28 protein-coding genes and 1 tRNA gene are annotated in these 25,299 nt (G+C 53.9%); 12 read left to right on the top strand and 17 right to left on the bottom strand.

Translation table 11 applies throughout. The annotated features are described in order from the left end of the window. Positions 1-90 precede the first annotated feature (90 nt). Positions 91-930: a class I SAM-dependent methyltransferase family protein gene (locus E3E25_RS05620; RefSeq protein WP_167892171.1), complete on the bottom strand. Its 840-nt coding sequence runs from the start codon at positions 928-930 to the stop codon at positions 91-93. 125 nt (positions 931-1,055) lie between these two features. Here E3E25_RS05620 and E3E25_RS05615 point away from each other — a divergent pair, with 125 nt between their 5' ends. Both E3E25_RS05615 and cas4 read left to right on the top strand, forming a co-directional pair. Next, complete coding sequence (locus E3E25_RS05615; protein WP_167892711.1) at positions 1,056-1,391, top strand: hypothetical protein; 336 nt, start codon at positions 1,056-1,058, stop codon at positions 1,389-1,391. A gap of 176 nt (positions 1,392-1,567) precedes the next feature. Next, positions 1,568-2,206, top strand: a complete 639-nt coding sequence (gene cas4, locus E3E25_RS05610) for a CRISPR-associated protein Cas4 (RefSeq protein WP_167892710.1) — start codon at positions 1,568-1,570, stop codon at positions 2,204-2,206. Between the two features lie 38 nt (positions 2,207-2,244). On the opposite strand, the gene E3E25_RS05605 is transcribed toward cas4, so the two are convergent. Both E3E25_RS05605 and E3E25_RS05600 read right to left on the bottom strand, forming a co-directional pair. Then, on the bottom strand, positions 2,245-3,123 hold the full coding sequence (locus tag E3E25_RS05605; RefSeq protein ID WP_167892170.1) for an MBL fold metallo-hydrolase: 879 nt from the start codon (positions 3,121-3,123) through the stop codon (positions 2,245-2,247). Between the two features lie 75 nt (positions 3,124-3,198). Further along, positions 3,199-3,378: a hypothetical protein gene (locus tag E3E25_RS05600; RefSeq protein WP_055429436.1), complete on the bottom strand. Its 180-nt coding sequence runs from the start codon at positions 3,376-3,378 to the stop codon at positions 3,199-3,201. Between the two features lie 186 nt (positions 3,379-3,564). On the opposite strand from E3E25_RS05600, the gene E3E25_RS05595 reads away from it, so the two are divergent. Next, positions 3,565-4,872, top strand: a complete 1,308-nt coding sequence (locus tag E3E25_RS05595) for a 2,3-diphosphoglycerate synthetase (RefSeq protein ID WP_167892169.1) — start codon at positions 3,565-3,567, stop codon at positions 4,870-4,872. Beyond that, on the top strand, positions 4,869-5,759 hold the full coding sequence (locus E3E25_RS05590) for a 2-phosphoglycerate kinase (RefSeq protein WP_167892168.1): 891 nt from the start codon (positions 4,869-4,871) through the stop codon (positions 5,757-5,759). Before E3E25_RS05595 ends, E3E25_RS05590 begins: the two co-directional genes overlap by 4 nt. Here E3E25_RS05590 and E3E25_RS05585 read toward each other — a convergent pair. From E3E25_RS05585 to E3E25_RS05575, 3 genes are read right to left on the bottom strand one after another with little or no spacing between them, the layout of a single operon-like run. Further along, positions 5,725-7,260 carry a metallophosphoesterase gene (locus tag E3E25_RS05585; RefSeq protein WP_206204662.1) on the bottom strand — a complete coding sequence of 512 codons (1,536 nt, stop codon included), beginning with the start codon at positions 7,258-7,260 and terminating at the stop codon, positions 5,725-5,727. The two genes, E3E25_RS05590 and E3E25_RS05585, sit on opposite strands and share 35 nt — an antisense overlap. A 5-nt stretch (positions 7,261-7,265) precedes the next feature. Continuing rightward, positions 7,266-7,673: a cyclic nucleotide-binding/CBS domain-containing protein gene (locus E3E25_RS05580; RefSeq protein WP_167892167.1), complete on the bottom strand. Its 408-nt coding sequence runs from the start codon at positions 7,671-7,673 to the stop codon at positions 7,266-7,268. Positions 7,674-7,717: 44 nt separating this feature from the next. Further along, complete coding sequence (locus tag E3E25_RS05575) at positions 7,718-8,509, bottom strand: class II glutamine amidotransferase (protein ID WP_167892708.1); 792 nt, start codon at positions 8,507-8,509, stop codon at positions 7,718-7,720. A gap of 84 nt (positions 8,510-8,593) precedes the next feature. Between E3E25_RS05575 and E3E25_RS05570 the strand changes: the two genes are divergently transcribed. Further along, on the top strand, positions 8,594-9,466 hold the full coding sequence (locus E3E25_RS05570; protein WP_167892166.1) for a type I restriction enzyme HsdR N-terminal domain-containing protein: 873 nt from the start codon (positions 8,594-8,596) through the stop codon (positions 9,464-9,466). Here E3E25_RS05570 and E3E25_RS05565 read toward each other — a convergent pair. From E3E25_RS05565 to E3E25_RS05545, 5 genes are all read right to left on the bottom strand, one after another. Continuing rightward, a complete protein-coding gene (locus E3E25_RS05565; RefSeq protein WP_167892165.1) occupies positions 9,463-10,455 on the bottom strand; it encodes an AIR synthase family protein in 993 nt (330 codons plus the stop codon). The genes E3E25_RS05570 and E3E25_RS05565 overlap by 4 nt on opposite strands. 1 nt (position 10,456) lies before the next feature. After that, positions 10,457-10,654 (bottom strand): hypothetical protein, encoded by a 198-nt coding sequence (locus E3E25_RS05560; protein ID WP_167892164.1) that lies wholly within the window; start codon positions 10,652-10,654, stop codon positions 10,457-10,459. Between the two features lie 2 nt (positions 10,655-10,656). Then, a complete protein-coding gene (locus E3E25_RS05555; protein WP_167892163.1) occupies positions 10,657-10,953 on the bottom strand; it encodes a winged helix-turn-helix domain-containing protein in 297 nt (98 codons plus the stop codon). 186 nt (positions 10,954-11,139) lie between these two features. Then, entirely contained in the window at positions 11,140-12,321 is a 1,182-nt protein-coding gene (locus E3E25_RS05550; protein WP_167892162.1) for a cell wall-binding repeat-containing protein, read from the bottom strand. A gap of 300 nt (positions 12,322-12,621) precedes the next feature. Next, positions 12,622-14,397: a ribosome biogenesis/translation initiation ATPase RLI gene (locus E3E25_RS05545; RefSeq protein ID WP_167892707.1), complete on the bottom strand. Its 1,776-nt coding sequence runs from the start codon at positions 14,395-14,397 to the stop codon at positions 12,622-12,624. A gap of 135 nt (positions 14,398-14,532) precedes the next feature. On the opposite strand from E3E25_RS05545, the gene E3E25_RS05540 reads away from it, so the two are divergent. Beyond that, on the top strand, positions 14,533-15,414 hold the full coding sequence (locus E3E25_RS05540) for a cell wall-binding repeat-containing protein (RefSeq protein WP_167892161.1): 882 nt from the start codon (positions 14,533-14,535) through the stop codon (positions 15,412-15,414). Positions 15,415-15,454: 40 nt separating this feature from the next. Continuing rightward, complete coding sequence (locus E3E25_RS05535; protein ID WP_167892160.1) at positions 15,455-18,151, top strand: DEAD/DEAH box helicase; 2,697 nt, start codon at positions 15,455-15,457, stop codon at positions 18,149-18,151. On the opposite strand, the gene E3E25_RS05530 is transcribed toward E3E25_RS05535, so the two are convergent. The 3 genes from E3E25_RS05530 to E3E25_RS05520 all read right to left on the bottom strand — a co-directional run bounded on the left by E3E25_RS05530 (position 18,138) and on the right by E3E25_RS05520 (position 20,386). After that, entirely contained in the window at positions 18,138-19,232 is a 1,095-nt protein-coding gene (locus tag E3E25_RS05530; protein ID WP_240910744.1) for an ATP-binding protein, read from the bottom strand. The two genes, E3E25_RS05535 and E3E25_RS05530, sit on opposite strands and share 14 nt — an antisense overlap. Positions 19,233-19,306: 74 nt before the next feature. Beyond that, a complete protein-coding gene (locus tag E3E25_RS05525; protein ID WP_167892158.1) occupies positions 19,307-19,936 on the bottom strand; it encodes a YigZ family protein in 630 nt (209 codons plus the stop codon). A 3-nt stretch (positions 19,937-19,939) separates the two neighbouring features. After that, on the bottom strand, positions 19,940-20,386 hold the full coding sequence (locus tag E3E25_RS05520) for an HAD family hydrolase (protein ID WP_167892157.1): 447 nt from the start codon (positions 20,384-20,386) through the stop codon (positions 19,940-19,942). A 109-nt stretch (positions 20,387-20,495) separates the two neighbouring features. On the opposite strand from E3E25_RS05520, the gene E3E25_RS05515 reads away from it, so the two are divergent. Together E3E25_RS05515 and E3E25_RS05510 are read left to right on the top strand one after the other, a co-directional pair. Beyond that, a complete protein-coding gene (locus tag E3E25_RS05515) occupies positions 20,496-21,311 on the top strand; it encodes a phosphatase PAP2 family protein (RefSeq protein WP_167892156.1) in 816 nt (271 codons plus the stop codon). A 39-nt stretch (positions 21,312-21,350) separates the two neighbouring features. Continuing rightward, positions 21,351-21,427: transfer RNA gene (locus E3E25_RS05510), tRNA-Thr, on the top strand. A gap of 69 nt (positions 21,428-21,496) precedes the next feature. Here the strand turns inward: E3E25_RS05510 and E3E25_RS05505 are convergent. After that, positions 21,497-21,928: a hypothetical protein gene (locus E3E25_RS05505; RefSeq protein WP_370456651.1), complete on the bottom strand. Its 432-nt coding sequence runs from the start codon at positions 21,926-21,928 to the stop codon at positions 21,497-21,499. A gap of 232 nt (positions 21,929-22,160) precedes the next feature. On the opposite strand from E3E25_RS05505, the gene E3E25_RS05500 reads away from it, so the two are divergent. Further along, positions 22,161-23,003 carry a DMT family transporter gene (locus E3E25_RS05500; RefSeq protein ID WP_167892155.1) on the top strand — a complete coding sequence of 281 codons (843 nt, stop codon included), beginning with the start codon at positions 22,161-22,163 and terminating at the stop codon, positions 23,001-23,003. Here the strand turns inward: E3E25_RS05500 and E3E25_RS05495 are convergent. Then, the gene (locus E3E25_RS05495; RefSeq protein WP_167892154.1) at positions 22,993-23,661 is read right to left on the bottom strand and encodes a glycosyltransferase family 2 protein; all 669 of its coding nucleotides are present in this window, start codon (positions 23,659-23,661) and stop codon (positions 22,993-22,995) included. The two genes, E3E25_RS05500 and E3E25_RS05495, sit on opposite strands and share 11 nt — an antisense overlap. Continuing rightward, a complete protein-coding gene (gene panB / locus E3E25_RS05490; RefSeq protein ID WP_167892705.1) occupies positions 23,662-24,519 on the bottom strand; it encodes a 3-methyl-2-oxobutanoate hydroxymethyltransferase in 858 nt (285 codons plus the stop codon). 91 nt (positions 24,520-24,610) lie between these two features. Here panB and E3E25_RS05485 point away from each other — a divergent pair, with 91 nt between their 5' ends. Together E3E25_RS05485 and E3E25_RS05480 are read left to right on the top strand one after the other, a co-directional pair. Further along, a complete protein-coding gene (locus E3E25_RS05485) occupies positions 24,611-24,868 on the top strand; it encodes a ribbon-helix-helix domain-containing protein (protein ID WP_167892153.1) in 258 nt (85 codons plus the stop codon). After that, entirely contained in the window at positions 24,837-25,292 is a 456-nt protein-coding gene (locus tag E3E25_RS05480; RefSeq protein WP_167892152.1) for a type II toxin-antitoxin system VapC family toxin, read from the top strand. The genes E3E25_RS05485 and E3E25_RS05480 overlap by 32 nt, the downstream gene beginning before the upstream one ends. The last annotated feature ends 7 nt before the right edge of the window (positions 25,293-25,299 follow it).

Genomic DNA, 25,299 nt, shown 5'->3' with positions numbered 1-25,299 from the left:
GACCATGAAATATGCAGAAGGCACATGACTGTCTGCATGAACTTCCTATGCGATGACTGGAACCCCTGTGGGACCGGAGCGGGTAGGAACTTATTTTTTAAAAACCCTCACGTCAACGACGACGTGCCACACACCTGGGGCGTAGCGCTTTATGACCAGCTCATTGAGCTTCTCGGCCTCATAGCCGTGCTCCCTCGCCACCCTTTTGAACGTCTCGAAGGGCTCCTCTGGCATAAGCTTCTCTGGAACAGTGTTATGATAGTGGATCACCGCCTCGTCCTTCGCTATGCTGAGCGCTTTGGGTATGAACTCATGAGTTGTAACAACGTAGCCCATCAGAACCCTGTCCGCTATGTTCTCCCCCGGAAAGTCGCGGTTGTCAATGTTGTAGGCCGTCATCCTGTCCTGAACCTTGTTCAGCTCGATGTTCTCCACCAGGAAGCGGAATGTATAGGGGCTCTTCTCTATTGCTATCACTCGGGCCTTTCCGTGGACGGCCATCGGCAGGCTCAGGTGTCCGATTCCGGCGAACATGTCAACAACCAGCTCCCCTGGTTTGGCCACCCTTGCCATCCTAACGCGCTCCTTGACGTTGGCCGGAGAGAACATTATCTTTGCCACGTCGAGCTTGTACCTTATCCCGTTCTCTACGTGGACCGTCACAGTATCGTTTCCGTAGAGTATCTCATAGTTGGTCTCCCTGAACTCGCCGCCTATGCGGCCCTTCCTGAGGACGGTCTTGACGCCGAGAACTTCTGCGTAAACCTCCGCTATGCGGTGCTTGTATGGCTCAAGATCAGACCTGAGCGGCAGAATCAGAACGTCGCCTATTCGGACCCAGTGCTTTGGGAGCATCTCGACTAGCTCTTCCGGGAGCTCTTTCGACAGCATCTCCCTGATGCGGGGCTTTATCAGTTGCGTCTTCGTCATCGGGCTTACTCAGCCATAAAACTTTAAAAAGCCTTCTCCAGTCATTTCGGCAAAAAGCGAGGAGAAAGCCTTAAAAACCTGGAGAACGAATTTAAAGCGAGAACGCTAGGAGGTCGATGAGGAGTATGGATGATGAGTCCTCAAGTAGTTGGTTTTCCCGCCTGTTTAAGTCACGTGAAAAACCCGCCCTTCTTGAGCAGAAACTGAGCCGGGAGGCGTACGAGGACTACAGGCAGCTTTTAATGAAGGCCCGTCCGGAGGTGAAGGGCTCGAAGCTCACCCTCAGGCTCTCGAACGGAACCGTCGAGCTTGAGGACGGAGTCCTGCGCGTCAGGGCAAAAAACAGAAAAGCCGCGGAGAAGATACTCCGCAACCTGCACCACTACGAGCAACCGCCGAGCCTCTGGCCTGCTTACGGTCTCAGCTACTCGCTCAAGAGGAAGAAGGGCACCATACTCTGATTTCGCCCTCTTTATTCCGGTCTTCTTTCCCCAAAGATTTAAATGGTGGGTTAGCCTTAACTCTCCAAGCGGATGACGACCCTTGCCCAGTCTGATGGGTGATGACGTCGGTATTAGCTGACGCAGGGGCGGCGAGGTTCTTTCCTATGACCCGCCCCCTCTCTGGAGGGAAGACCATGAGCAATAACGGTCACAATGAAGGTGATGAACTCATAGAGTTTTACGCCAGCGAGGCTCTAACCTGTCCCAGAAGGATATACTTCCGACTCAAGGGTTATCCTGAGAGGTGGCCGGAGTTCGTTAAGGTGAGGCTCAACCAGGGGATAAACACCCACAACATCCTTGGCGAGATTCTGCAGAAACGTTTCGGCTTTGAACTTGAAAAGCGCATGATACTGCGCTCCTCCCGCCTGGGCTTCGAGATACACGGGAGGGTGGATGCCATAAGGGATTTCCCCATCGAAATCAAGGGGAAGACGAGCCTCCCGCGGAACCCCTACGACTACCACCTTGCCCAGCTAAACGTCTACCTCCGCTGGGCAGAGGCAGAGTATGGCTATCTCTACTACATCAAGCTCCACGAGGAGCCGATGAAGGTTATCAACAAGATAGACTTCTCCCGCTTCCCCATAGTTAAGGGGCCAAACTTTAAAGCTTTTGAAGTTCCCTACGACGGCAAGCTTTTCCGCGAGACGCTGAGGCACTTCTACTCCGTTAAGCGGGCATACGAGAAAGGAAAGCCCCCAAAGGGCTGGAACGATTTCGCATGTAGGTTCTGCCCGTACAGGTACCTGTGCTATCCGGACGAGGAATGAGTTTGTGGATAGCAATCACAAACTGAACTCTTCGATTTTCAATCCCTTCTAGCCCTCCACTTCAATCCATCTTCAATGAGGGCCTCGATCTTCCCTTCGTTGTAGAGCTGAGCTATAAAGGCCCTCAGCGGGACGAGGTTGAGGGCGAGTTTTTGGGGTGTCACCTCGACCCCGTAATGTCCCATAATTTTGAAGGCCAGCTCATCGAGCCCCATGGGGTTTTTGAGGAGTTCTATGATGAGGTTCTCCATTTCCTCGACGCGGTTGAGATTAAAGTCGAGCAGTTCAAGCGCCTCCCCATCCTTCACGGCCTTTCCATGGGAGGGTATGAGCAGGAAGCCCTTTTCTGCATAATTATGCAATTCTTTAATTGAAGCTCTAAATAGTCTTGGATCGACCAGATAGGGCAATCCAACCGCTTCTATTACCCTCTCTCCGAAGAAAGCGTCTCCTGCGTAGACGATACCATTCTCCTCGTCCAGAAAGCCAGTCATTCCCGGAGAATGACCGTTCAGCTTGACGGCCTTTAGGCCGAACGGCTCATCCCCCCACTCGAAAACTGCGTGAACTTTAACCTCCTCTGGGAACTGGTAGGCTAAGAATCCCTCCGGTGCCTTCGAGCCGAAGGTGAGGAGCTCCCTGTTAAGCGGGCTCTCGGCGATGGAGAACTCGAAGCGGTGGATGAAGAGGGGGGCGTTTATCCTGGGCGCCACCGCCACGTGGTCCGCGTGGCCATGCGTTGCGAGCTGAGCTTTTATCTCGAGCCCGAGCTTCCTGACCTCTCGCCTAAGGTCCTTGTGTCTCCCACTCCCGTGACCTGGGTCAACGATGATAGCGCCTCCTTCGACCACCCTGATGAGGGTTGAGGGGCTTCCTGGGTAGAGATAGGCCGAATCGCCTAGTTTCCTTAGTGCCATAATACCACCGTAGTGATTAGGCAGGGGAGAATAAAAGGGCATCGGAACCAAAGACTGAAAAAAGAAGGGGATAAATCAGACGTGCCTCGGGTAGAGGGTCTTCTTGCCCTCGTCCTTGGCCCTCTTGACGGCCTTCTCGATGAGAGCCTTGATCTCGGCCTCAAGGGCCTCGTAGAACTCTGGGTTAACCCTCATCTCGGGCTCTATAGCCTTGACGGCTTCCTTAACCTTGGACTTAACTATCAGCTCAGCCATTTCCACACACCTCCATCTCAGGCACCGCCCTCGGGCGGTTGCCATTTATTTTACCCCTCCGGGGTTTATAACCCTTCCTACGGTTCCTTGGGCTATGTGCGTCTCCGCCCCCACCCCAGTGGTGTCCATTTTAGAATCTCGGCAAAAGGTTAAATCCACCTAGGTCTAGATGTTAACGGTGGTGTTATGGGAAAGGGAAGGCTCGTCCTGATCGACGGCGAGCATTACCCCGATGTCACCGCTTGGGCGGTGAGAAAGCTGGGTGATGTCTGCTGTGCGGTTTTTCTCGGCGGTAGCGAGAAGATTGGGGATGTTGGCGATATAGAAGGAAAGCTCGCCCTTAGGGTGTACCACGATCACGATTATATGACCTCCCTGAGGAGAGCCTTGGATGAGAACGATATAACCGAGGTTGTTGATTTAAGCGATGAGCCGGTACTCGATTATGAGGACAGGTTCAGGATAGCCTCGCTCTGCATGCTCTACGGCGTCCCTTACAGGGGGGCCGATTTCTACTTCGCCCCCCGCAGGCTCAAGAGCACTCGAAAGCCCAGTTTGGCCGTTATCGGCACGGGGAAGAGGGTCGGAAAAACAGCTGTGAGCGGCTTCATAGCGAGGACGCTCAAGGAGATAGCGAGGCCGGTGATAGTGACTATGGGACGCGGCGGTCCCGAAAAGCCGGAGCTAATAGAGGGAGACAAGTTCGAGATAACCCCCGAGTTTTTACTGCAACTTGCCCAGAGTGGAAAACACGCCGCATCGGATCACTTCGAGGACGCCCTAACTTCGCGCGTAACAACCATAGGCTGCCGCCGCTGCGGGGGAGGCATGGCGGGATTTTCGTTCTTCGACGTGATAGATGAGGGAATACGGCTGGCCGAGAGTCTCCCCAATGACCTCATAATCCTTGAGGGCAGCGGGGCAACTTTTCCCGCCTACCGCGCCGATGGCTACATCCTGGTAACCAGCGCAAAACAAAAATTGGACTTCATCAGGGGCTACTTCGGTCCCTTCAGGGTAAGCCTGGCCGACATAGTCGTCGTCACCATGGCCGATTCCGTGAGTGAAGGACGTCTCAGGGCGCTGAAGGAGGATGTAAAGTCAATCAATCCTGAAGCAGATGTTCATCTGACGGCCCTACGCTCAAGACCCTTAGGGGACGTCTCGGGGAAAAGGCTCGGTCTGGTTATGACCTCCCCAGATGCACTCCCCAGGGCAGGTGAATGGCTTGAAAAGCTGGGGGCGGAGATAGTCTGCGCCTCGGCCAACCTATCAAGGAGACGGTTACTCCTGAAGAACCTTCAGGCCTTTAGGGGGATAGACGCGGTTGCGGTTGAGCTCAAAGCTGCGGCCGTTGACGTCGTCACTAAATGGGCACTGGAGAATGGGATAGAGGTCATCTATCTTGACAACGAGCCGGTTAACATAGACGGGAAAGACCTGAGGGAGGCTGTTCTAAGGCTGGGACGTTCGATTCTGGAGGGAGGAAGATGATAATCGTCACCGACCCCGAGAGAAAGATACGTCTGCCATTTTCAAGGGGCATCCTAACGCGCTCCATAACTCTCGCCGGCGTTGAGGTTGGCATAGCCTACATCATCGCGACGGAGGTTCAGAAGGAGCTCAACGAGGAGAGGCGCAAGCTGGTAACCACGGAGGAGATAAGAGAACTGACGTACAGAAAGCTCATCGAGCACGGGCTGGGCGAGGCGGCGAAGCGCTACCTCTTCTGGCGCCAGCTCCGGAGGCTCAAGATACCCATAACCATACTCCTCGGGGGTGCAACGGGCGTCGGCAAGTCGACGATAGCCACCGAGCTGGCCTTTCGCCTCGGCATAAGGAGCGTCATAGGCACGGACACGATAAGGGAGGTCATGAGGAAGATAATCGCGCCGGAGCTCCTTCCGGACATACATACCTCGTCGTTCATGGCCTGGAAGGCGGTGCCACAGGACAGGGGAGAAGAGTCTCCCCTCATAAAGGGCTTCAAAAACCAGGTCGAGCATGTCTCTGTGGGCATCGCGGCCGTTCTTGACAGGGCCTACAAGGAGGGATTCAACGCGATAATCGAGGGCATTCACCTCGTCCCCGGCTATGTAGAGCTCAAGGATAACAGCTTCATGTACGTGATAACAGTCAGTGGCAGGAAGGACCTTGAGGCAAGGTTCTACGAGAGGGCGCGATACAGCAAGAGGTCGGCCGACTACTACCTAGAGCACCTCGATGCAATAATTGAAATACAGGAGTTCATCGTTGAGAGGGCAAAGGAACACGGGATTCCCGTTATAAACAACGTCGAGCTTGAGAAAACGGTCAATGCGATAATGGAAGACATAATGGAAAGGCTCATGGAGAGGATGGGGACAAAGATGAAAGCCTGAAGGGCGCCTTTATCTTCCATATTCCGACGAGTCTTCCGGAGCCCCACGTTGCCTGGACCTCAAAGACAACCACCATATCCCGGTAGACGTCTATCACGTTGAACGTGTTCCCGTACGGATTTCTGTGGAGCTCCCAGCTTATGGAGCCTGCGTTGACGATGGGCGTTTTCTCGACTTTGATCCCGAAGGAGTTGCCGCCGTGTCCGGTAAGCACAAGGTTCGCTTCTCGCCTGGTGATGACGCGAAGAACATCGCCCGCATCCTCCAGGAAGCCGACCTCCCTGCTTCTGGGTATCGGGACTATGTTATGGTGCATAACGACGACGGTGAAGCTCTCCCTGTACTCTTCGAGGCGCACGGCGAGTTTTCTCTGACCTATCCTCCCCACAACGCCTATGGGTGTCTCGTACTGGGCGCTTATGACAGGGATGAACGCGAAGCCCCCCAGCTCCTTTATCTCAGGCTCACCGAAGTACTCCATGAACAGGTCGTAGCCCAGGTAGGTTATGTCGTTGTGGCCCGGGACGACCAGCTTCTCTGCGGTTATTTTCTCGTAGAACTCGTAGGCTCTCTCGTAGTAGCGTTCTATGCCCATATCAACGACGTCACCGCAGTGAACCACTATGTCCGGCTTCAGCTTTTCGTTTATCGTCCTGATGGCGTTTTCAAGCACCTTTCTCCTGAAGTATATCCTGTCCGAGACGTTGCTCTCGCTCATCTGAACTATTCTGAGGAGTCTTTTGCCCTTCGGAACGAACAGCTTTGGCTTCACCGGTCGGTGCTCTTTTATCACCTGCTCCCCCGTAACTCGCTTTATTCTCACCTCTATCCTTCCGTCGTCGTGGAGGGTTATGATGTTGTAGCTGTTGACATCGCCCTTGCGGGTTTTTCTGCATGAAGTGCAGCCTGCGTTGTCCACCACCATGTCCTCTATTCTGTAAACGTTGGGAACGTGCTTATGCCCGCAGGTGTAGAGGTTGACCTCGTGCCTGAGGAGAAGGTCGAGAACGTCTCCGGCGTTGAAGAGCACGTTCCTTTCCCGTCCAGTGTCCGGGAGCGGCACTAGGTGGTGGTGGGCGGCGACTATCTTAAATTTCCTGTCAGAGTACTCCTCAAGCTTTTTCTTCAGCCATCTGAACTTGTGGCCGCCAACGCGGCCATCGCTTAAGTCCGGGATAGTGGAATCCACCCATATCACGACGCCGTCTTTGAACTCAAAGACTCCGTTCAGCGGCCCGATGAACCTTTCAAAGAGTGTATAGCCGACGTTCCTGACATCGTGGTTGCCCGGAATAACAACGACTGGCTTCTGGATTTTCCTGAGCTCGTAGGAGGCCCTCTCATACTCCTCGCGCAATCCCTGGTTGGTCACGTCACCCGTATGGATTACGAAGTCAAAGTCTCCCCTGTTTATTTCGTTGACTATGAGGTCGTAAGCGTACCCCTTGTAGGCGCTCTCGCCCGTTATGTGGGTGTCACTTATGTGGGCTATTCTTATCATCGCCATCACTCAGCCGCTATGGCTGTCTCAAGCCTTCTCCGGCTCGCGGTAAGTAAGTCGCTCAGGCTGAATATCCCGACTATTTCCCCCGATTCCTTGATGAGCATGTGCTTGATGCCCTTTTTCGCCATCAGGTCGAGCACCTCTCTGAGGGGAGTGTTGGAATCGACACTTATCAGCTCCCCGCTCATTATCTCCCTCACGGGCGTCGTGTTCGGAAGTCCCGGAATGACAACGCGCCGTATTATGTCGCTCTTCGTGAAGAAGCCGACGACCTTACCTTTCTCAACGACGACAAGAGAACCTATGTCGAACTCCACCATGACCTCGCAGGCCCGCTTTATGGTATCGTCCGGCTCAACGCCGATGAGCTTTCTCGTCATGTAAACTTTAATCGGGGCGTTCGTGTCCATCCCACCACCCAAAATAAAAATGGGGAGGCATCGTATATAACGTTTCACAGGTGGACAGTCTCAACCTCAAATGCATCCTCACGAATACGCACGAAGAATGCGGTTTCGTTCGGTGCCACCTCGTATTCCGCGGGGTGGTAGAGCTCCAAGGTCGATGAGACGACCGCGAAGAGTTTCTCCTTCTGCAGAACCAGGAGCTTGCCGTAGTCGTAGTTCAGGGAGTTTTTCATGTATTCGTCGCTCATCCTCGCAGTGATGAAGGCCATAAAGTCCCCGGCCGGGCGGTGGAAGAGAGTCGCCGTGTTGAAAAGGGACTTTGTGGTCTCCTCGATGGTTCTGTAGTGGACGAGCAGGTTGCTGAGACTTGGGTTCTGAAGCTTTCTGCACAGGTAGGTTGCGAAGGCGTAGGTGTCAGAGGCGTTCTCCAGCTCCTTCTCGTCCAGGTCCGCCAGCTCTATGATTCTGGACTTGTCGAGGTCACCGTTGTGAATGAGCCAGAAGGTGAAGCCGTGCCTCGAGGAGAACGCGAAGGGTTGGACGTTGAACAGGCTCCTGACACCCTGGGATGCCGCCCTGGCGTGCACCATAAGCGTTACGAAACCAGTAAGCTCACCTCTGAGGGATTCCACCGCCTCGGTGTCCTCAAAGACGGGTTTCATTGACCTGTAGTGTCTCACGCTTCCACCCTTGAGCAGCACGTAGCCCCAGCCGTCGCGATGCTGTTTTCCTCTTCCGCGCTTTTCCTTGTAGGGATCGTTTTCGGACGCCTTGACCAGCGCATCCAGAAGGGGGGCGACGTCCCTGCCATCCCCCGTCGCGAAGAGTATTCGACACATGTCTTTCACCGGGTGATACTACTCGACCAACCCCAAAAGCTTTTAGGTTGCCCGTAGCAGAACCTACGTGCTGGGGGTATGGGCATGGATGAACTCAGGGAAGCGGTGGTCAACGTTCTCAGGAAGGTGCGCGCTCACAGAAGCCTCTACCTCAAGAACGAAGAGGCGGTAAAGCAGCATCTCATCGGCGAGATATTTCAGGCGCTCGGCTGGGACTGGAACAATCCGGAGGAGGTTAGACCAGAGGCCAGGACCGAAGATGGAAGAGCTGATTACGCCCTTATGCTGGACAGAAAGGTCTTCGCCTACGTCGAGGCAAAGAACATGGGCGTGAACATCCTGAAGAAGGATGAACCCCTGCGCCAGCTGGCGCGGTACTGCTTCAACTCCGGCGTGAGGTATGGGATTCTTACGAACGGCACAGTCTGGATAGCTGTTAAAGCATTTGAAGAAGGCTCCCGCCTCTGGGACAGGGTTTTAATAGCCGCTAACATCGAGGAGGAGCCCCTTGAGAGGGTCGTCCTCAAGCTCTCCATCCTCTCCAAGTCCAGGATAAGGGACGTCGAGAGGCTTGCCTCCCTGCTTAAGGCACTTGAGCTGAGCTTCGAGGGGCTGAGGAAGGAGGGCTATTCCGAAAAAACTCTCGTCGAGTATCTGACTTCCCGCGAGGGTTCCACAACGCTACCCGTTACCGAGCTCCGTGGAGACGAAACTCCCAAGGCGGCTTACGTCTACGAGGGTGGCTGGAAGCTCCTGCCCCTTCCGGAGAAGAGCATCAAGGGCGTTCTCCTTGCAGTCCTGCTGTACATGGAGAAGATGGCCCCGGGCCACCAGAGGAATGAGATAAGAAAGGCCTACGAACACCTCAGAACGGTTCAACTGGACCCCAAAACTGCCCTTGAGATACTCCGGAAGCTTGAGGAAGAGGAAAGGCTGAGAATAGCCGTGGAGCTTTAGACGACCTTCCAGAGCTCGTCGCTTTCGGGCCTCTTCAAGGGCATCTCACTTCCATTCTCAACGATTACTTTCACGCCCGGGTCTTCCACGAACTCACCTATAACTGCGGCGTTTATCCCCCTGGCCCTAAGGGCATCAGCAATGTCTCTGACCTTATTCTTCGGAGCCGCTATCATCAGCGTCCCGGAGCTTATCAGCGCCAGGGGGTTTAGGTTGTAGAACCTACATATCTTCAGCGTCTCTTCCCTTATGGGAATTCTCTCCCGATAAACGCGGAAGCCTACTCCAGCGGCATCCGCCATCTCGTGGAGACCGTTGGCTATGCCCCCCTCCGTTGGGTCGTGCATGGCATGGACGCCGACCTCGTTGGCAGTGAGGGCATCATCCACGACGCTTATCATCTCGATGAAAGACATGGCTTTTTCCACGAAATCCCTTCCGAAGGCTCTCTCCAGTTCCTCCTTTCTTTCGCTGGCTATTATCGACGTTCCCTCTAGGCCAGCCCACTTGGTGACGATAACCGCATCCCCCGGTCTAGCCCCGTTGGAGGTTACGAGCTTCTCCCGCTCAACCTCACCGAGCATCGTTCCTACCACTATCGGCTTCTCCAACCCGGGGGTCACCTCAGTGTGGCCGCCAACTATGGCAACCCCGAGCTTTGATGCGCTCTCGTGGAGCTCGCGCATTATCTCGGCGAGGAGCCTCTCATCGGCGCTCTCTGGGAGGAGTATGCTCACAAGAAACCACTTTGGTTTCGCTCCAAAGGTTGCAACGTCGTTGGCGTTGACGTGAACCGCATAGAAACCTATCCCCTTTTCGGCCCCAGTTATCGGGTCCGTTGATGCCACGAGAACGGAAGAACCAAAATCGATTGCAGCGGCGTCTATGCCAAGGTCGGCCCCGATTATAACCCTCTCTCCCCTAGCCCCAAGGTAATTAAAGACCAGCTCCCTGAGCTTCTCCGGGGGAATTTTACCTGGAGGCAGCATTTCAGACTTCCTCAAGCTTCTTCTTGACTTCTTCGGTGTGTCTCTTGGTCTCCTCCAGTGTGTTCCTCAGCTGGGCGAGCTCAAGTTTGAGCTCCCCTAGGGTCTTGTTCATCTGGTAGAATGCGAAGACCACTATCACTACAAGTATGAGCCCGAGGATTATGCTTATCCACCCGCTCGGGGTCGATGCGTAGGGCATCATCACACCTCCTTAAGGTTCTTTATGGTCTCATTATCAACGACGAACTTAAACGGCTTTGCCCGGTAGTACTTCTTTGCCCTGGGGTCGTTGGGCTCCAGACGGAGCTCGCTCTCGACTAGGTTGGCCTTTTCGAGCTTTTTGAGATGGAGGTAAAGCAGCTGGCGGGAAATGCCAAGGGCCTTGGCCAGCTCGTAGACGTACCACTCCTTCTCGCAGAGCATTTTGAGTATCTTCACCCTCACGGGGGAACTCAGGGCCTCTGCAATCACTGTTATCTCCTGTATGCTCTCGACCATCTCACATCACTCTTGAGCTTCCATAGGGCAGCAGGCTCTTACATAAGTTGATGGAGAGGAATAAAAAGCTTTCGAACCAGCACCTCAGGAAGGCTTAGAGCGAGCCCCAGGAAGCGAGGGAACTGTAAAAGGACAGCACAAGTGGAAGATGGCAAAGTGAGTATAAAAAGAAATCCAAAAGCGGCTTCATGGCCTTGCGTGCCCGCTGTGTACCGGGAGCACTATACGCTCTCTGAATTTGCCCCTTCCGTGGATGTACAGCTCAAGTAACTTGCGTGTTATCCGCTCCATCAGAGAGTCGATGGCATCGTAGTCCCTGTTCTTAATAGCCGTCTTCAACTGTTCCACAAGCGCCTTTAGCTCCGTAACGTTGATCCCCGCCCTCTCCATGGCATTGAGTTGAACCTCAACGCGGTGAACGAATATCTCTGCCCTCATGGTTGGCTCAAAGCGCACTTTGGTTTCCCACTCATCGGAGGCCACCCGTATCACGAACTCTGCGTGGGCTTTGGCCGCTATCGCCTGACCGTAGGCCCTTCCGTACTTGCCCATATCGTAGGCGTCCTTGGCGTTCTCCAGCTCCCTCTCCGCGAGGGCCAGCATCCTGGTTACGAGCATCTCTTCCCGGGGATCAAGGGTCACATTGTCGAGCATCTCCTTGGCGGTCTCTAGTCTCTCCTCGCTCGCGTTAATGGCCTCGAGTGCCATCTCTGGGGTGACATTTACCTTAATCTCCGTGATGTTGGCGTGGGTCTTCATTCTCTCCCTGATCCTCTCGGCAACTCTCATCATCACGCGGCTGTGGATTACCGTAATGTTCCTGGGCATTATCTGGAACTTTGCCATTATTCTCATAGGGTCGGTGGTATCGTTGGCGAATATTATGATTCCGTGGACCTTAATGGCTCTCCTGAGCGCCTCCTTTATCGCTCCTGTGTCGTTGCCCGGAACAACTATCACACTGTTTTCAAATTTTATCCTGAGCTTGAGGGTCGCGTTACCGATGACGGCTATGTTGGTCTCGTACCTGTTCTGGCCCCACCAGCGTTCTACGGTGATGTTGAGATCCAGGAGATCATTGACGTACTGCTCTACAACCGCATCAGGACCTCCTATTATTATCACATCGTCCGGGGCGTAGCTCATGATCTCCGCCGTAACGTTCGGATCGTAGGTACCCCACTCTGTGGTTACCACGATGGCCCCTGTAACGTTCGCTAGGTATTCGGCTAGGGCGCAGTCCGCTTCGTTGTCGCTTACCAGAATCACGGTCACCGGCCTATCTGCCGCGGCAACCCCCCCGAAGGACAGCGTGGTTGTTACAAGCATCAAACCAAAGAGCAATGCAACACCTTTTTTCCATATCATGCCGCTTCACCTCGATGTTTTCTATGAAATAAGACATATTTAAGCTTTTTTCACGAAATCGTCCGTGTAGATTCACGTTCGTTTATTGAAGCAGTCCCTTCTCTCTTTTCTTGAGTTTTATCGTTAAACAACGTTATCTACCGTTTATTTGTGTTTAATTCCCTGTTTTAAAGGAGAGGACAAAAAATGGGGGCCTGACTCCTGTACGATGCCCCAATAGCCCGGCGTATAACCTTAAAACCTTCCAGAACATTCCCACTCCATGCCTCCAGTTATGGGGAAAAGGAAAAAGTCCGAGACTCATGCGGAGACGTAGTAGTACTCGCCCCTCTCCTTCTGCTCCCTGTCCTTTACGGAGCCTTCCTTGTTTGCCCTGGGCCTCCCAGTCTCCGGATCGCGCCTGAAGGTTATCCCAACTGACGCAAGGAAGCGGTTCATGCCTTCCCTCATCCCCATGGGTGGCAAAGCTTTTCCGCTCTTTCCGGGAGTTCCTTCGAAGACTATGAGCCTGTCACTGAGGTAGTCGACCATCATGACGTCGTGTTCGACTATCAAAGCTGTTTTCTCGTTCTTGGCCATGAGAGAACGTATAGCCTTTGAGACGGCCAATCTCTGCTCGACGTCGAGATGTGCAGAGGGCTCGTCGAGAAGGTACAGGTCGGCATCTCTTATCAGGCAGGCGGTTATTGCAACCCTCTGGAGTTCTCCACCGCTCAGCTCGTTCACCTTCTTGTCGTAAAGCTCTGGAATGCCAAGCGGGTTGAGAAGCTCACTCTTGTAGAAGCTGTTCATCAGCTTTCCTGAGTTTATCTTGCTCAATAGCTCGAAGACCGTTCCCTCGTAGTCCACCTTGATGTACTGAGGCTTGTAGCTTACTGTGAGCGTCCAGTCAACTTCTCCCTCGGTTGGTTTCTCAACACCGGCGAGCATCTTGACGAAGGTGGTCTTGCCTATTCCGTTGGGTCCCACTATGCCAACCACCTCGCCGACGTAGAGCGTTCCGGGTTCAGCTTCGAGCCTGAAGGCTCCGTAGTCCTTCACCAGCCTCGGATACTCGACCAGTATCTCGCCCTCCTGGCTCTTTCTCTCGCTCTTCTTGGTAAAGCTGACCTCATACGGTCTGAACCTAACGTTCTCGTCGCGAAGATAGCCGCGCAGGAACTCGTTTATGCCGTTGCGAGTTGACTTCGGCTGGGAGAATATACCGTACGCTCCGGGCTTGCCGTAGACCACGTGGATTATGTCGCTCATGTAGTCGAGTATAGCTAAATCGTGCTCGACTGTGAGGACGGCCTTTCCAGAGTCGGCAAGCTTGCGGATGATCCTAGCCACCCTGAGGCGCTGCCTTATGTCCAGGTAGCTCGAGGGCTCGTCGAAGAAGTAGAAGTGAGCGTTTCTAAGCATCGCGGCCGCAATGGCAACCCTCTGAAGCTCACCGCCGGATAGCTGCTTTATCTCCCTGTCGAGAATGTTCTCGAGTTCAAGCTCCTCAACAACCTCATCGAACCTTCCGTTTTCGTCGGCCCGCTTGAGTAAATCCCTGACTTTGCCCTTAACCGCTTTTGGTATTAAATCCACATACTGCGGTTTCACTACAGGCCTTATCTCGCCGTTCTTGAGTCTTTCAAAGTAGTTCTGGAGCTCGTTGCCGCGGAATGTCCTTATGACAGCGTCCCAATCCTCGTTGTCGCCACAGAGGTTTGGAACGATTTGACCCGACAGGACCTTAACCGCGGTGGTCTTACCGGTTCCGTTCGGTCCGAGTATGCCAACGACCATACCGTCCTTGACCACTGGGAGACGATAGAGGACGAAAGCGTTTACCCCATAGCGGTGGACGCAACCCTCCTCAAGCTCCTTCGGGAGGTTCACTATGGTTATCGAGTTGAAGGGGCACTTATGCACGCAGATTCCGCAGCCGGTACAGCTCGCCTCTTGGATCACCGGGCGGTAGTTCTCCTCGTCTATGATTATCGCCTCTCCGCCCATTCGATTGACTGGACAAACGCGCTCGCACAGGAAGTTGCCGCACTTGTCTGGATTACACTTGTCGTAATCGATGACCGCTATCCTCATCCTCACCACCGGGTTAGCCTTTGAGGGGGGCTTTTAAAAGGTTGCGAGGCTTTGAACCCTCGCTGGAGTATGAAAAACCTCTCATTGGAAGGTCTTTTATACGATGACGCCTTACACAGTGGGAGGAGAACCCGCATGAAGGTGACAAAGCTTCTTTCAATTCTCGCCGCTTTTCTGATTCTTGGCGGCGCTTTTTTGATCCCCGAAGTTCAGGCCGAGGGAATGGTGATCCTGGTAAGCGACAACCCTGCCGATTACGCTGGGGCCAAGGTTCTCTCTTTGGCAGCAGGCGGAACCATAGTAACTACACCATGGGGACGGTTCGATGAGAACCTCCTTGGAAAGGTTCTCTCAGCCCGGCCAGGCGAGGTGGTTGTAGTAGGCGGCCCCCTCGCTGTGCCAGCGAACTACTCCGAGGTTCTTGAGGCTAAGGGAATCAAGGTCACGAGGATCGCTGGAAAGGACAGGGCAGAAACCTCCGAGATGCTCCTGAACTGGATTATTGACAGCGGCTACAAGCCGAAGGGGGACGTGTACCTCGTGGACGGATGGGACGAGGGAGCGATACTCTACATCCTCGAAGAGGAGGACGAGCCGATAATAATGGCCCTCCCCCACCACGACCTCGTCAACGCGATTCACGAGAAGTCGGGGCTAACGAGCAAGATGGCCTCTGCGAGCACCTGCTGCAGGTCGGTGTACCTCTACGGTCCGACGCTCGTTGATAAGGACAACGGAAACTCCACTCCCTGTCCCGACTGCATACCCATGGAAATCGACGAGAAAAAAGCCCTCTCCATGTCCCTGAACAGGCTCGTGACGCTTTCAAGGGGCATTCCGGATGAAACTCTGAGGAGGGAGGTCATCGAGAGGGCATCGCTGGGGAAGGAACTCATATCCGGTGGGGAGCTTCAGAGGGCGAGGGAAGTCCTCATGGAGGGTTTTGAGATTGCATACTCCGCCATAGCCCGGGACAAGCCGGGACCCGCGGGAACGTCCTCTGGGAGCACCGACTGAGGTCCGATGCTTTTTTAACTCTCTTTCCCTACCCATCACCATGTCGCTCTTTGAGACGCTCAAGCACCTCAAGTCAGAGATTGCCAAGGTCCATGTTTTTCCCCCAAAGGAAGGCGAATTCGGGGAATTCCGCTTCGACAACCCGGAGGTAAATCAACTCCTTGAAGAGCTCGGCTTTTCCCTCTACCGCCACCAGGTCGAGGCCCTCAAGAGCCTCTACGCTGGAAAGAACATCGTCGTTACAACACCAACGGCCAGCGGCAAGAGCGAGATATTCCGGCTGGCCATTTTTGATTCCTACATCTCCAACCCCCGCGCAACTTATCTGCTCATATACCCCACGAGGGCCCTCATAAACAACCAGCTCGAAAAGTTCTCCCTCCAGAACCTCATCTTCTACCGCCTCACCGGAAAGCTCGTTAGCGCGAGGGTTCTGACGGGCGACGTCCCGTGGGAGGAGAGGAAAACCTTAATCCGCGAGAGACCAAGGGTTATTTTCACAACGCCAGACATGCTCCACTACAACATTTTGAGGAGATGGAGGGACTACGAGTGGCTCCTCAGAAGCCTCCGCTATCTCGTCGTGGACGAGCTCCACGTTTACCGCGGCGTCTTCGGGAGCAACTTCGCGTACCTCTTCCGCCGCCTTGGCTTCAGGCTAAGGAAGCTTGGAGCAAGGCCCCAGATCATAGCGCTCTCGGCAACGCTGAGGAACCCAAAGGATTTTGCGGAGAAGCTCTTCAGGAAGGAATTTGAGGCGATAAGCGGTGCCACCAACCCCTTTCCGAGGAGATATCTCGTCCTCTTCGAACCCAAAAACCTCGACGAGAGGCAGCTCCTCCGGGCGGTGGTCGAGCGCCTCACCGGGGAGAAGGTCAAGACGCTTGTGTTCTTCGACAGCAGAAGGGGAACCGAAAAGCTCCTCCGATTCCTCCTCGGTTCAACGGCTTTCTCGAAGGTGACCACCTACAAGGGAACCCTGCCCAAGAACGTCCGCTGGGAGATAGAACGGGACTTCAAGGAGGGCAAGCTGCTCGTTCTCCTGACGACGAACGCCCTTGAACTCGGCATAGACATCGGCGACCTCGATGCGGCGGTGAACTACGGAATCCCACCCGACGGGCTCTTCTCCCTCATCCAGCGCTTCGGCCGGGCCGGGAGGAGTGCCGATAGGGAAGCTTTGAACGCCATAGTCCTCAGGAAGAACGGTCTCGACTACTACTACCGGGAGCACTTTGACGAGCTCGTTGAGAGAGTGGAGCGGGGTATAATCGAATACATGCCGGTCAACCTGGAGAACGAGCGCATAGCCGAGAAACACCTCCACTACCTCCTCACCGAGCTGGGAATAGTCGACTGGGACGAGCTTGACGAGTTCGAGAGGAAAGTCGTGGAGAAGCTCGTCATCGAACGGAAGGCGGACCTGAAGAGAAATCCGCTCACGGGCAAACTTGAAGTCCGCCTGAGAAAGCCTGCCTTCGGCTACTCTTCCCTGAGAACGGCGAGCGACGAGACCTTTTTCCTCGTTAGGGACGAGCCCTGGATAAGGGGCAGGCTGATGGAGAAGTCCTCGCTCAGGGAGCTCCTCAACTTCATCAACTGGCTCAAGCTCAAGGGCTACATCGTTGAGGAGGTCGATTCCAACGAGTATCACCGCTCTCTCCTCCCGGGAATGGCATACTTCTCGCGTGGAGAACTCTACATGGCCATGGACAGACTCGCGTTCGGAAAGTTTCACTTCGTCTTCGCAAGGCAACTTAACCGCTTCTGGCGGGTTGAGACCTTCGCGGCCAAGAGGGAGGAGGTCGAGATACTGGAAATGGAAGAGAAGAAAACCTACAGGGGAGTGGAGATTCATCTCGGCCGGCTGAGTGTCAGGCACGTTTACACCGGATTCTCCGTCAATGGCACTGACACAGGGAACTACGTGGAAGAACTTCTCAAGCTGAAGGAAAGCGGAATCCTTCGGGCCGAAATATATTCCCCGATGACCGGCGAGAGGGTTGATGAAGGGGACTTCTCAATCCTCAACTGGGAGAAGTTCGCGAAGGTCGAGTTCGAGGAGCCATACGTCAGGGAGTTCGAGACGGAGGGAATATGGCTCGTCTTTCCGGACTCGATAAGGGAAGCTGCTTCCGAGGAGTTCAGGGAGTTCCTCGATGTTGCCGTCGAGAAAGGCTCTGAAGACCTCGCTTTCACCCTCTACAGCGACCTCGACCGGAGGAAGCTCTTTCCGCTCTACCTCGGGACAACGAGTCACGTCATAAAGAAGACCATAGGTGACGCCCTCCAGAGGCTCGGAATCAGCGACGAGGAGCTGGCCTTTGCGATAAAGAAGATGGTCGACAGCAAGGACGGAATCGGCTCCGCTTTGCATGCGATAGAGCACAACATGATAAAAATCGCCCCCATCTTCACCTACGTGGACTCAAGGGAGCTCGGTGGCTACAGCTACGCGAGCTTTCCGGGTTTGCCCCACGTCGGAAGGCCGGTCGTGTTTATCTACGACGGCAACGAAGGGGGGAGTGGTTTAGCTCCGATAATCTACGGGAACGCCGAAAAATTGATGGAGAAGAGTTTAGAGCACCTCCGTTCCTGCCCATGTAAAGATGGCTGTCCGGTGTGCACGCTCTCACCGAAGTGCGGCACCTTCAATGAGTTCCTTGATAAGTGGACAGCGATAAGGGTGTGGGAAAAGGTTCTGGAAAATAGAGGAGAGGGCTTCAAGGGGTGCTGAATCTTTTAACTGCCTCCCGGAGGAGTGGATCCTCAACCCAGTACCTTTTTTCCGATGAACGAACGAAGCCCGCCCTTTCCAGCGTTTCGAGGTATTTGTAAACGTGCTGTACCCTGGTAGGAGCAAGACCTATGGATTGAAGCCTCCTGTAGATTTCGGCCCCCCTGAGGGCGCTAGGATAAGCTTCGGCCAGGACTCTGAGGACCCCCATGTAAACCGTACTGTTGTAGACGTTCAGAAAAGCCTCTATATCCTTCCGCCATTCCTCAAGAGCATACCTCCTGCTTTCCATAAGGGCCATTGGAAGCGCTTCTTCCGGGCTTTTTCCATCCCTCACGAAGTTGACGACCGTGATGCCATAATGGGAGACGAATCCCGGAACTCCCCCCAGCTCTTCAACGGCTCTTGAGAGCTCCAGCTCGTTCACCCGACTTATCCCGTAACTTCTGAACCCCTCCATGAGGTAGCCCTTCCCCTCACTGGTGCTCCACCTTGGAAGGGTGAAGATTTCCGCCGAGCGCATGAAGTTGGGCCTTTCGGCGCTTGGATTCAGATATTCAACCAGCATGCCCGGCATTGAACCCGTGAAAACGAGGGAGATGTTCGGATAGCTGTCCGTTATCTCCTGCAAAAGCCCTCTAAAGTCGAGGTTCTTCAGTCTCGCTAAGACCTGGGCTTCGTCGAATATCAAAACACCCAGCCTGGCGTTCTCAGACAATACCCTGACCAGCCTTGAAAAGTCCCTGCTGAACTCCTCGATGCTCGTTTTTCTCACCTCCACGCTGAGGCCCCTGAAAGATAGTGTATAGCTCTTGCTCGTCGTTATCATCTTCAGCGATGTTCTCTTGGGTTCTATATCTGATATTGAAATCGCCTTCGACCCGAGGAATCGGGAGAAGTTGAAATAGACGTAGTGGTGTCCCCTTTTTCTCCGCACCTTTTCCGCCATCACACTGACCACACTCGTTTTTCCAACCCTTCTCGGACCGAGAAGAACCGCAGCATTGCCCCGGAGAACTGCCCTGAGAAGGCTCTCAACGGTCTTTCTGTGGCCCTCTCCCCAGAGACATTCCTCCTCCATCACCGGTCTGGTTCGGAAGAAGTTTTTACACCCCATGTAATTTACACCCCATGTAAATTACATACCGTGTAAATTTAAAGGTTGCCCTCAAACGAACTCATGAAGAGCCTCCTCAGCCTTACCCTCCCCCTCGTCCTCTCCGTCAAAAGCTCCATCAGCTTTTCCGCCTCGCCCTTTCTCGTCTCGACGGTGAAGGTTACCAGCTCGCCGTACTCCTCCCCAACGACCCTCCCGCCGGAATTCTCAACGGTCTCTCTGACGGTGTGAAAGAGGCTGTAGGGTAATGCAACCTGGAAGCGCTCCGTCTCGTAAACCTCGACTATACCCGCGTTCTCAATGGCCAAACTTGTAGTATCGCTGTAGGCTTTGACTAAACCGCCGTAGCCGAGCTTTATGCCGCCGAAGTAGCGGGTAACGACGACCACAACGTTACTAAGACCTTTATTCTGGATTACCTTGAGAACCGGTTTCCCGGCAGAGCCTTTGGGCTCGCCGTCGTCATCGTAGCGAACCGCAAAGTTCTTTCCGTCGTTGATGAGGTATGCGGAGACGTTGTGCGTTGCGTCACTGTGGTGGGCCTTGATTTTTGAGATGAAGGCTTTGGCCTCTTCTTCCGTCTTCGCTGGCGAGGCATAGCCTATGAAGACGGACTTCTTGATCACCAGCTCCGCTGTTCCGATACCCTTCAGCGTTCTGTAGTCCATAGCTCACCCTCTGAGCGTAGCTATGAGCTTTTTCTCGTCGAGGAGCATGCCTATGGCGTCCTTAACGTCCCTAACGACAACGTCGCTCGCCAGGAGGGCATCTATGCTCGCCCCCTCAGGCCCTATTACGCAGAAGGCAAGCTCTGCACCTTCGAGCATGGCCACGTCGTTGTTGCCGTTTCCAACTGCTATATAGGGTCCGTAGCCCCTTGCGATTTCTGCTTTCTCAGCACCGCCCGAAACCCTCTCGATCCTCAGGGGGAGGCCTTTAAACTCCTCTTCGAGCGTCCCGAAGGTGTCCGCGCTCAGAACGACGACCGTGTATTTATCCGCGAGCCGTTCGAGGAGATGCTTTACCTCCCCATCAACTTTTCCGCTTTCTCCAAGGGTTCCATTGAGGTCGAAAATGATGTTCTGAGCCATTATTTCCCCGTAGTTTGGTATTCGCATGTTCTCACCACTCCTTATTCGGGTGTAAGGTTTTTAAGGGTTGGAGTCGAAGGCGATAGTGTGTTTAAGAGCTGGGAATTAAAGGTTTGACTACTCGGGGGTAAAAGTTATGAACCTGCTCCAGCGTCGCCTTCAGGACCCGGAGGTGCTCGTACGGCTTAATGCATTCTTTCTCAGCTACTTTGGATGGATAGCTTTCGGAGTGCTGTACGGGGTTATCGGCCGCTGGAGCGTTGACGTCACGAACGAGTTTCTGGAGCTTCCCCTAACCTCAAGGGAATTTGTAGTTGGGCTCGTGGAATTTACAAAGAGCATTCCGCCCCTGTATTCGCTTTTCACGGTTGTTTATTACCTGGGCTTTTCAGGCTCGATAGCCCTGATAGTAGCGTATCTCCTCATTTACAAAAGGGATTTGAAGGCCTCGGACGAGCTGTTCATCCGCTATCTAATGGCCTACGCCGTGGCGGGGGCTATATATCTCGTCTTCCACATTTACGCCCCTCACATAGTCTACAATCTACATGGATACAACTCGTCGAACACGCTCTTGACGAGGCAGGAGTTCGTCCTTCCCTCCCTTCACAACACCATCATAACGATAAACATCGTGACCCTCTGGAGATACAGAAAAGAGCTCGGCGGCAAGCTTCTTATACTGGTGAACACCCTCATACCCTTTGCCACGGTCTTCCTGGGCCACCACTGGGTCTACGATGTTTTAACTGGCATAGCTTTGGGAGCCGTTATATCCGGAGCCACTGACGGACGAAAGACCAGCATTCCTGAAACCCTTTACAGCTTGGAGATCGCATCCCTCAGAAAAGTAACCCTGGCAAACTTTCTTCTTGCGGTTCTTGTCCTTATAGTCGCCGCAAACCCCGATAGATGGCTGGAGGTCATAAACGGTCTCCTTCCAGGCCCCTGAGAAAAACTTATAAACTTCCCGTGAACCTTAACATCGGGTGCCGGGGTAGCCTAGCTCGGCAGGGCGGCGGACTCGTAATCCGCAGGTCGCGGGTTCAAATCCCGCTCCCGGCTCCACAATCTTCGTCCCTTTCTCAAAGCCCTTACTTCGGAAAAGTCCTTTTGGACTACCCCTTCAATTGAAGCTCACCACAGAATCAGCCCACCCTTCACACGGAGGGAGATTGAAACGGGGCCGCCTTTTGAGTCGGGGATTATTATCAGGTACATCGGACCGTTCTTGGGGAACCGCCAGATTTTGTCAACCTTGGTGGCACCGTCGACCTTGAACAGACACAATGCACCATCGCCGGATTTCAGGATTCTGAAGCCCACTTCGTCCGTGATACATATAGTCACCGGTTCGTTGGACTTCACGGAGAACTGTATCACGCTCCATTCGTAGCCGTCCAGCTTGTATGCGTAGTACCCCCCAGCAGGTATCACGATGTTCTCCTGGAACTTGTACGAGACTCCCCACAGGGTGGCGGCTAGGAGTATAGCTCCGACGATTAGAATCGTGAATCCGAACGCCTCTATCCTCTTCATCGTGAGGGACCCTGTAGTTATCGCCGCCACCCCGATTCCCCCATTATAATCTTGTTATCGCTGTATTTAAACCTTGTGACTTTAAGTTTTAGTTTTATTCTTTTTTGTTACGTGTGTCCCCACAATCTGGAGCTTGCCCACCATCTTGGACAAAATCCAAGATATGGAGGGGCTTTACTTGGGCTTTCCTTGGCCGCAGGAGTTTGTAGAAGTCTCCACGATTTTCCGAGGATTTTTTAAGATGAGGTGCTGAGAAAGAAGTATGAGACGGGAAACCCTCGGCGCGCTCTTCGCAATCGTCGGGATGTTTATTTATGGCCTTGAGCCGGTTGTGATAAAGTCTAACCCGTCTAATCCCATAAGCTTTGCCGCCTTTTCGGCACTCGTGGCGTCTCTCCTTCTGTGGGTCAAACTCATCGTTTCAGGAGGACTGGAAGAAATCAGGGAGAATCCGAGGAATCTAAAGGGAGCCTTTTTCATGGGTCTTTTCGGCACGGCCCTCGCCTACCTAGCGTACTCATTTGGAGTGCGAATGAGCACGGCAATAAACGCTGCCCTGATAACGCGGAGCGAGGTGCTCTTCTCGTTCTTCCTCTCGTGGCTTTTCCTCGGCGAGAGAATAACGCGGAGGTTGATTGGCTACTCCACCGCCGTACTGGTTGGATTGATCGTTGTCATACTCCAGGGACGCTCGATGGAGCTCCACCTCGGCGATTTCCTTCTTCTCCTAGTTCCTTTCTTCTGGCAATTGGGCCACGTAATAGCCAAAAGACTGCCATACAGTCCACCCACGATAGCGGCTCTAAGGAATACCTTCGGATTTCTACTGCTCTTTCCATTTGCCATTGCCACCGGCCTAGAGTTCTCTCGCTTTGTTATTGCGGAGGGCCTGGTGATAGCCGTCGGTCAGCTGGTCTGGTACCGCTCGATAAAGCTCATCAACCTCTCCAAGGCCACCGCCATCATAACGCCAGCGCCGGCAGTTGCAATCGGACTGGGCGTCTTGCTCGGTGAAAGCTTTACAGTCTATCATGCCCTCGGTTTCCTCCTCATTACCCTGGGAACACTGGGCGCGGTTAGGGTGGAAAGTGAGATCAGGACTTGAAAAGTGCTCTAAGGAATCGAAAAACGTCTCTCGGGCCGAAACGTCCCTCCCGGGAGGGATCGTATATCATACTCACCGGCACTTCCTGTATTCGTGCTCCCATCTTTGCAGCTTTAATCAGCATCTCGGTTTCGACCTCGTAGCGGTCGCTCTCTATCTCCGGGAGGAACTTCCGGCTGAACGCCCTGAAGCCGCTCTGGGTGTCGTAGACGTACTGCCGTAGCTTGAGGCGTATGAGGCGAGTCGTTATTATGTTGCTGAGCCTTCTGTGAAGGGGTCTCTTTCCGGCTTCTTCAACTTTCCTAGCCCCTATCACAAGATCGGCCTCACCACGGACTATAGGCTCCACGAGGTTCCTTATCTCCTCGGGTTTGTGCTGTCCGTCGGCATCGATGAAAACTATCACGTCCCCAGAGGCTTCTTCAATGCCCCTTCTCATTGCGCAGCCCTTGCCGCAGTTCCTCTCGAGTCGGATCGCCTTTACCCTGGGGTCCTTCTCGAAGAACGCCCGTGCCACCTCGTAAGTCGCATCGCCGGAGCCGTCGTCAACTACTATTACCTCGTCGATAAAGTCAGGTATCCTATCCAGAACGTTGGGAAGGCGCTTTTCTTCGTTGTACGCTGGAATCACAACGCTTACCCGTTTTCCATCCAGCATTCAATCCTCCTCTCTCAGTTTCTTCAGGGCATGCGCGGCCTTTTTCTTGAAGTCCTCCTTATCGAGGAACTCCCAGTAGTGCTCCCTGCCCGGAAACACGCCGCCTTTAACCTCCTCCCGGTAGCTCTCAATCGCCAGGCGCATCATCCCGCCGATGTCGGCGTACTTCTTGACAAAGGGTGGGGTCTCTTCGTAGATTCCCAGGAGGTCGTGCCAGACGAGAACCTGCCCATCGACCCAGGGGCCGGAGCCTATGCCTATGGTGGGAATTGAGACTTCTTCGGTTACAAGCTTCGCAACGTCGGCGAGCGTGAACTCCAGGACCACAGCAAAGGCACCGGCCTTCTCAAGTGCCTTAGCATCGCGGAGGATTTCCTCTATCTCTTCCTCGGTCTCTCCCATCAGCCGGTAACCTCCGAGGCGGAGGTAGCGCTGCGGGGTAAGCCCGGTGTGCCCCATAACCGGTATGCCCATGCGGACGAGCTTTTTAACGAGCTTCCTGTGGTCGTAGCCCCCTTCTATCTTCACAGCATCCGCCCCGGCCTGAATGAGTCTTACGGCGTTTCTAACGCCTTCGTCGATATTGATCTCATAGCTTCCAAATGGCATATCGGCCAAAACGAGTGCCCTTTTGACGGCCTTCGAGACCGCCCTGGTGTGGAAGACCATCTGCTCCATCGTGACGTTGAGCGTGTTTTCCTCGCCGTAAACAACCATTCCCAGGGAATCTCCGATAAAGATTATGTCCATCCCCGCTTTGTCTGCTATGAGCGCTGAGGGATAATCGTAAGCGGTTATCATGGCTATCTTTTCCTTTCCCTTCATCTCGATTATTTTCCGAGGCGTTATCTCCCTCATGTTCTCCACCTCTGGAGGGTTGGAGGGCGGTCTAATTAACGGTTTCGATGGGTTTATATACCTATGTCGGTAATTCATTACAGGTGGTTCGATGGGTAGGGTCAAGACGAGCATCTACGTGGACGAGGAGCTGTGGAAGGAGTTCAAGGAACTGGCAATCAGGGAGGGAAGCGAGGTCAGCAAGCTACTGGAAGAAGCAATGAGGAACTACATAGTCAGGGAGCTGATAAATGTAGACGATTCAGACATTCCGATATGGTTCGAGCCCGTCAAGGCCAAGGGAAAGCCGGCATCCGAACTAGTGAGGGAGATGAGGGATGAACGCGAGAAGAGTCTACTTGGACAGTAGCGCACTCATTAAACGCTACATAGAGGAGAGCGGAAGCGAGGTTATCCAAGAACTCTACAAAAAGGCCTACAGCGGGGAAATCAAACTCATAACGAGTCTCTGGAACGTCGGGGAGGCTTTGGGAGTCTTTGATAGGAAGAGAAGACGGGGAGAACTCGACGAGAAGACCCACGACTTCGTAAGGAGGGCCTTCCTGACAGACGTCAAGAGGATGTCAACCATCGGAGTCCTGGAGATAGTTCCCGTCCACTCTATGCTTCTGGCGGATTCATGGGAAATTATAGGGCGACACCATATTTATCAGGCCGATGCACTTCAGATAGTCTCGGCCAAATACGAGTCCGCTCATGAGTTTTACACCGCTGATAAGAGGCTCGGTGAGATTGCCCTGAAGGAGGGACTCAGGACAGTCTTACTGGAATGAGGAGGTG

The organism is Thermococcus sp. MAR1, assembly GCF_012027305.1.
Lineage (GTDB): Archaea > Methanobacteriota_B > Thermococci > Thermococcales > Thermococcaceae > Thermococcus.
Note: the sequence above shows the minus strand (reverse complement) of the source record. Positions and strands in the feature narration are given on the sequence as shown.

Bases quoted from the DNA above. Each gene is read 5' to 3' on its own strand.
- E3E25_RS05580 (WP_167892167.1), bottom strand. From the start codon at position 7,673: ATGGACACGAACGCCCCGATTAAAGTTTACATGACGAGAAAGCTCATC.
- E3E25_RS05585 (WP_206204662.1), bottom strand. From the start codon at position 7,260: ATGATAAGAATAGCCCACATAAGTGACACCCACATAACGGGCGAGAGC.
- E3E25_RS05600 (WP_055429436.1), bottom strand. From the start codon at position 3,378: ATGGCTGAGCTGATAGTTAAGTCCAAGGTTAAGGAAGCCGTCAAGGCT.
- E3E25_RS05525 (WP_167892158.1), bottom strand. From the start codon at position 19,936: ATGGACTACAGAACGCTGAAGGGTATCGGAACAGCGGAGCTGGTGATC.
- E3E25_RS05545 (WP_167892707.1), bottom strand. From the start codon at position 14,397: ATGAGGATAGCGGTCATCGATTACGACAAGTGTAATCCAGACAAGTGC.
- E3E25_RS05515 (WP_167892156.1), top strand. From the start codon at position 20,496: ATGAACCTGCTCCAGCGTCGCCTTCAGGACCCGGAGGTGCTCGTACGG.
- E3E25_RS05530 (WP_240910744.1), bottom strand. From the start codon at position 19,232: ATGGAGGAGGAATGTCTCTGGGGAGAGGGCCACAGAAAGACCGTTGAG.
- E3E25_RS05480 (WP_167892152.1), top strand. From the start codon at position 24,837: ATGAACGCGAGAAGAGTCTACTTGGACAGTAGCGCACTCATTAAACGC.
- E3E25_RS05595 (WP_167892169.1), top strand. From the start codon at position 3,565: ATGGGAAAGGGAAGGCTCGTCCTGATCGACGGCGAGCATTACCCCGAT.
- E3E25_RS05560 (WP_167892164.1), bottom strand. From the start codon at position 10,654: ATGCCCTACGCATCGACCCCGAGCGGGTGGATAAGCATAATCCTCGGG.
- E3E25_RS05495 (WP_167892154.1), bottom strand. From the start codon at position 23,661: ATGCTGGATGGAAAACGGGTAAGCGTTGTGATTCCAGCGTACAACGAA.
- E3E25_RS05565 (WP_167892165.1), bottom strand. From the start codon at position 10,455: ATGCTGCCTCCAGGTAAAATTCCCCCGGAGAAGCTCAGGGAGCTGGTC.
- E3E25_RS05620 (WP_167892171.1), bottom strand. From the start codon at position 930: ATGACGAAGACGCAACTGATAAAGCCCCGCATCAGGGAGATGCTGTCG.
- E3E25_RS05615 (WP_167892711.1), top strand. From the start codon at position 1,056: ATGGATGATGAGTCCTCAAGTAGTTGGTTTTCCCGCCTGTTTAAGTCA.
- E3E25_RS05520 (WP_167892157.1), bottom strand. From the start codon at position 20,386: ATGCGAATACCAAACTACGGGGAAATAATGGCTCAGAACATCATTTTC.
- E3E25_RS05550 (WP_167892162.1), bottom strand. From the start codon at position 12,321: ATGATATGGAAAAAAGGTGTTGCATTGCTCTTTGGTTTGATGCTTGTA.
- E3E25_RS05535 (WP_167892160.1), top strand. From the start codon at position 15,455: ATGTCGCTCTTTGAGACGCTCAAGCACCTCAAGTCAGAGATTGCCAAG.
- panB (WP_167892705.1), bottom strand. From the start codon at position 24,519: ATGAGGGAGATAACGCCTCGGAAAATAATCGAGATGAAGGGAAAGGAA.
- E3E25_RS05605 (WP_167892170.1), bottom strand. From the start codon at position 3,123: ATGGCACTAAGGAAACTAGGCGATTCGGCCTATCTCTACCCAGGAAGC.
- E3E25_RS05590 (WP_167892168.1), top strand. From the start codon at position 4,869: ATGATAATCGTCACCGACCCCGAGAGAAAGATACGTCTGCCATTTTCA.
- cas4 (WP_167892710.1), top strand. From the start codon at position 1,568: ATGAGCAATAACGGTCACAATGAAGGTGATGAACTCATAGAGTTTTAC.
- E3E25_RS05485 (WP_167892153.1), top strand. From the start codon at position 24,611: ATGGGTAGGGTCAAGACGAGCATCTACGTGGACGAGGAGCTGTGGAAG.
- E3E25_RS05570 (WP_167892166.1), top strand. From the start codon at position 8,594: ATGGATGAACTCAGGGAAGCGGTGGTCAACGTTCTCAGGAAGGTGCGC.
- E3E25_RS05540 (WP_167892161.1), top strand. From the start codon at position 14,533: ATGAAGGTGACAAAGCTTCTTTCAATTCTCGCCGCTTTTCTGATTCTT.
- E3E25_RS05555 (WP_167892163.1), bottom strand. From the start codon at position 10,953: ATGGTCGAGAGCATACAGGAGATAACAGTGATTGCAGAGGCCCTGAGT.
- E3E25_RS05500 (WP_167892155.1), top strand. From the start codon at position 22,161: ATGAGACGGGAAACCCTCGGCGCGCTCTTCGCAATCGTCGGGATGTTT.
- E3E25_RS05575 (WP_167892708.1), bottom strand. From the start codon at position 8,509: ATGTGTCGAATACTCTTCGCGACGGGGGATGGCAGGGACGTCGCCCCC.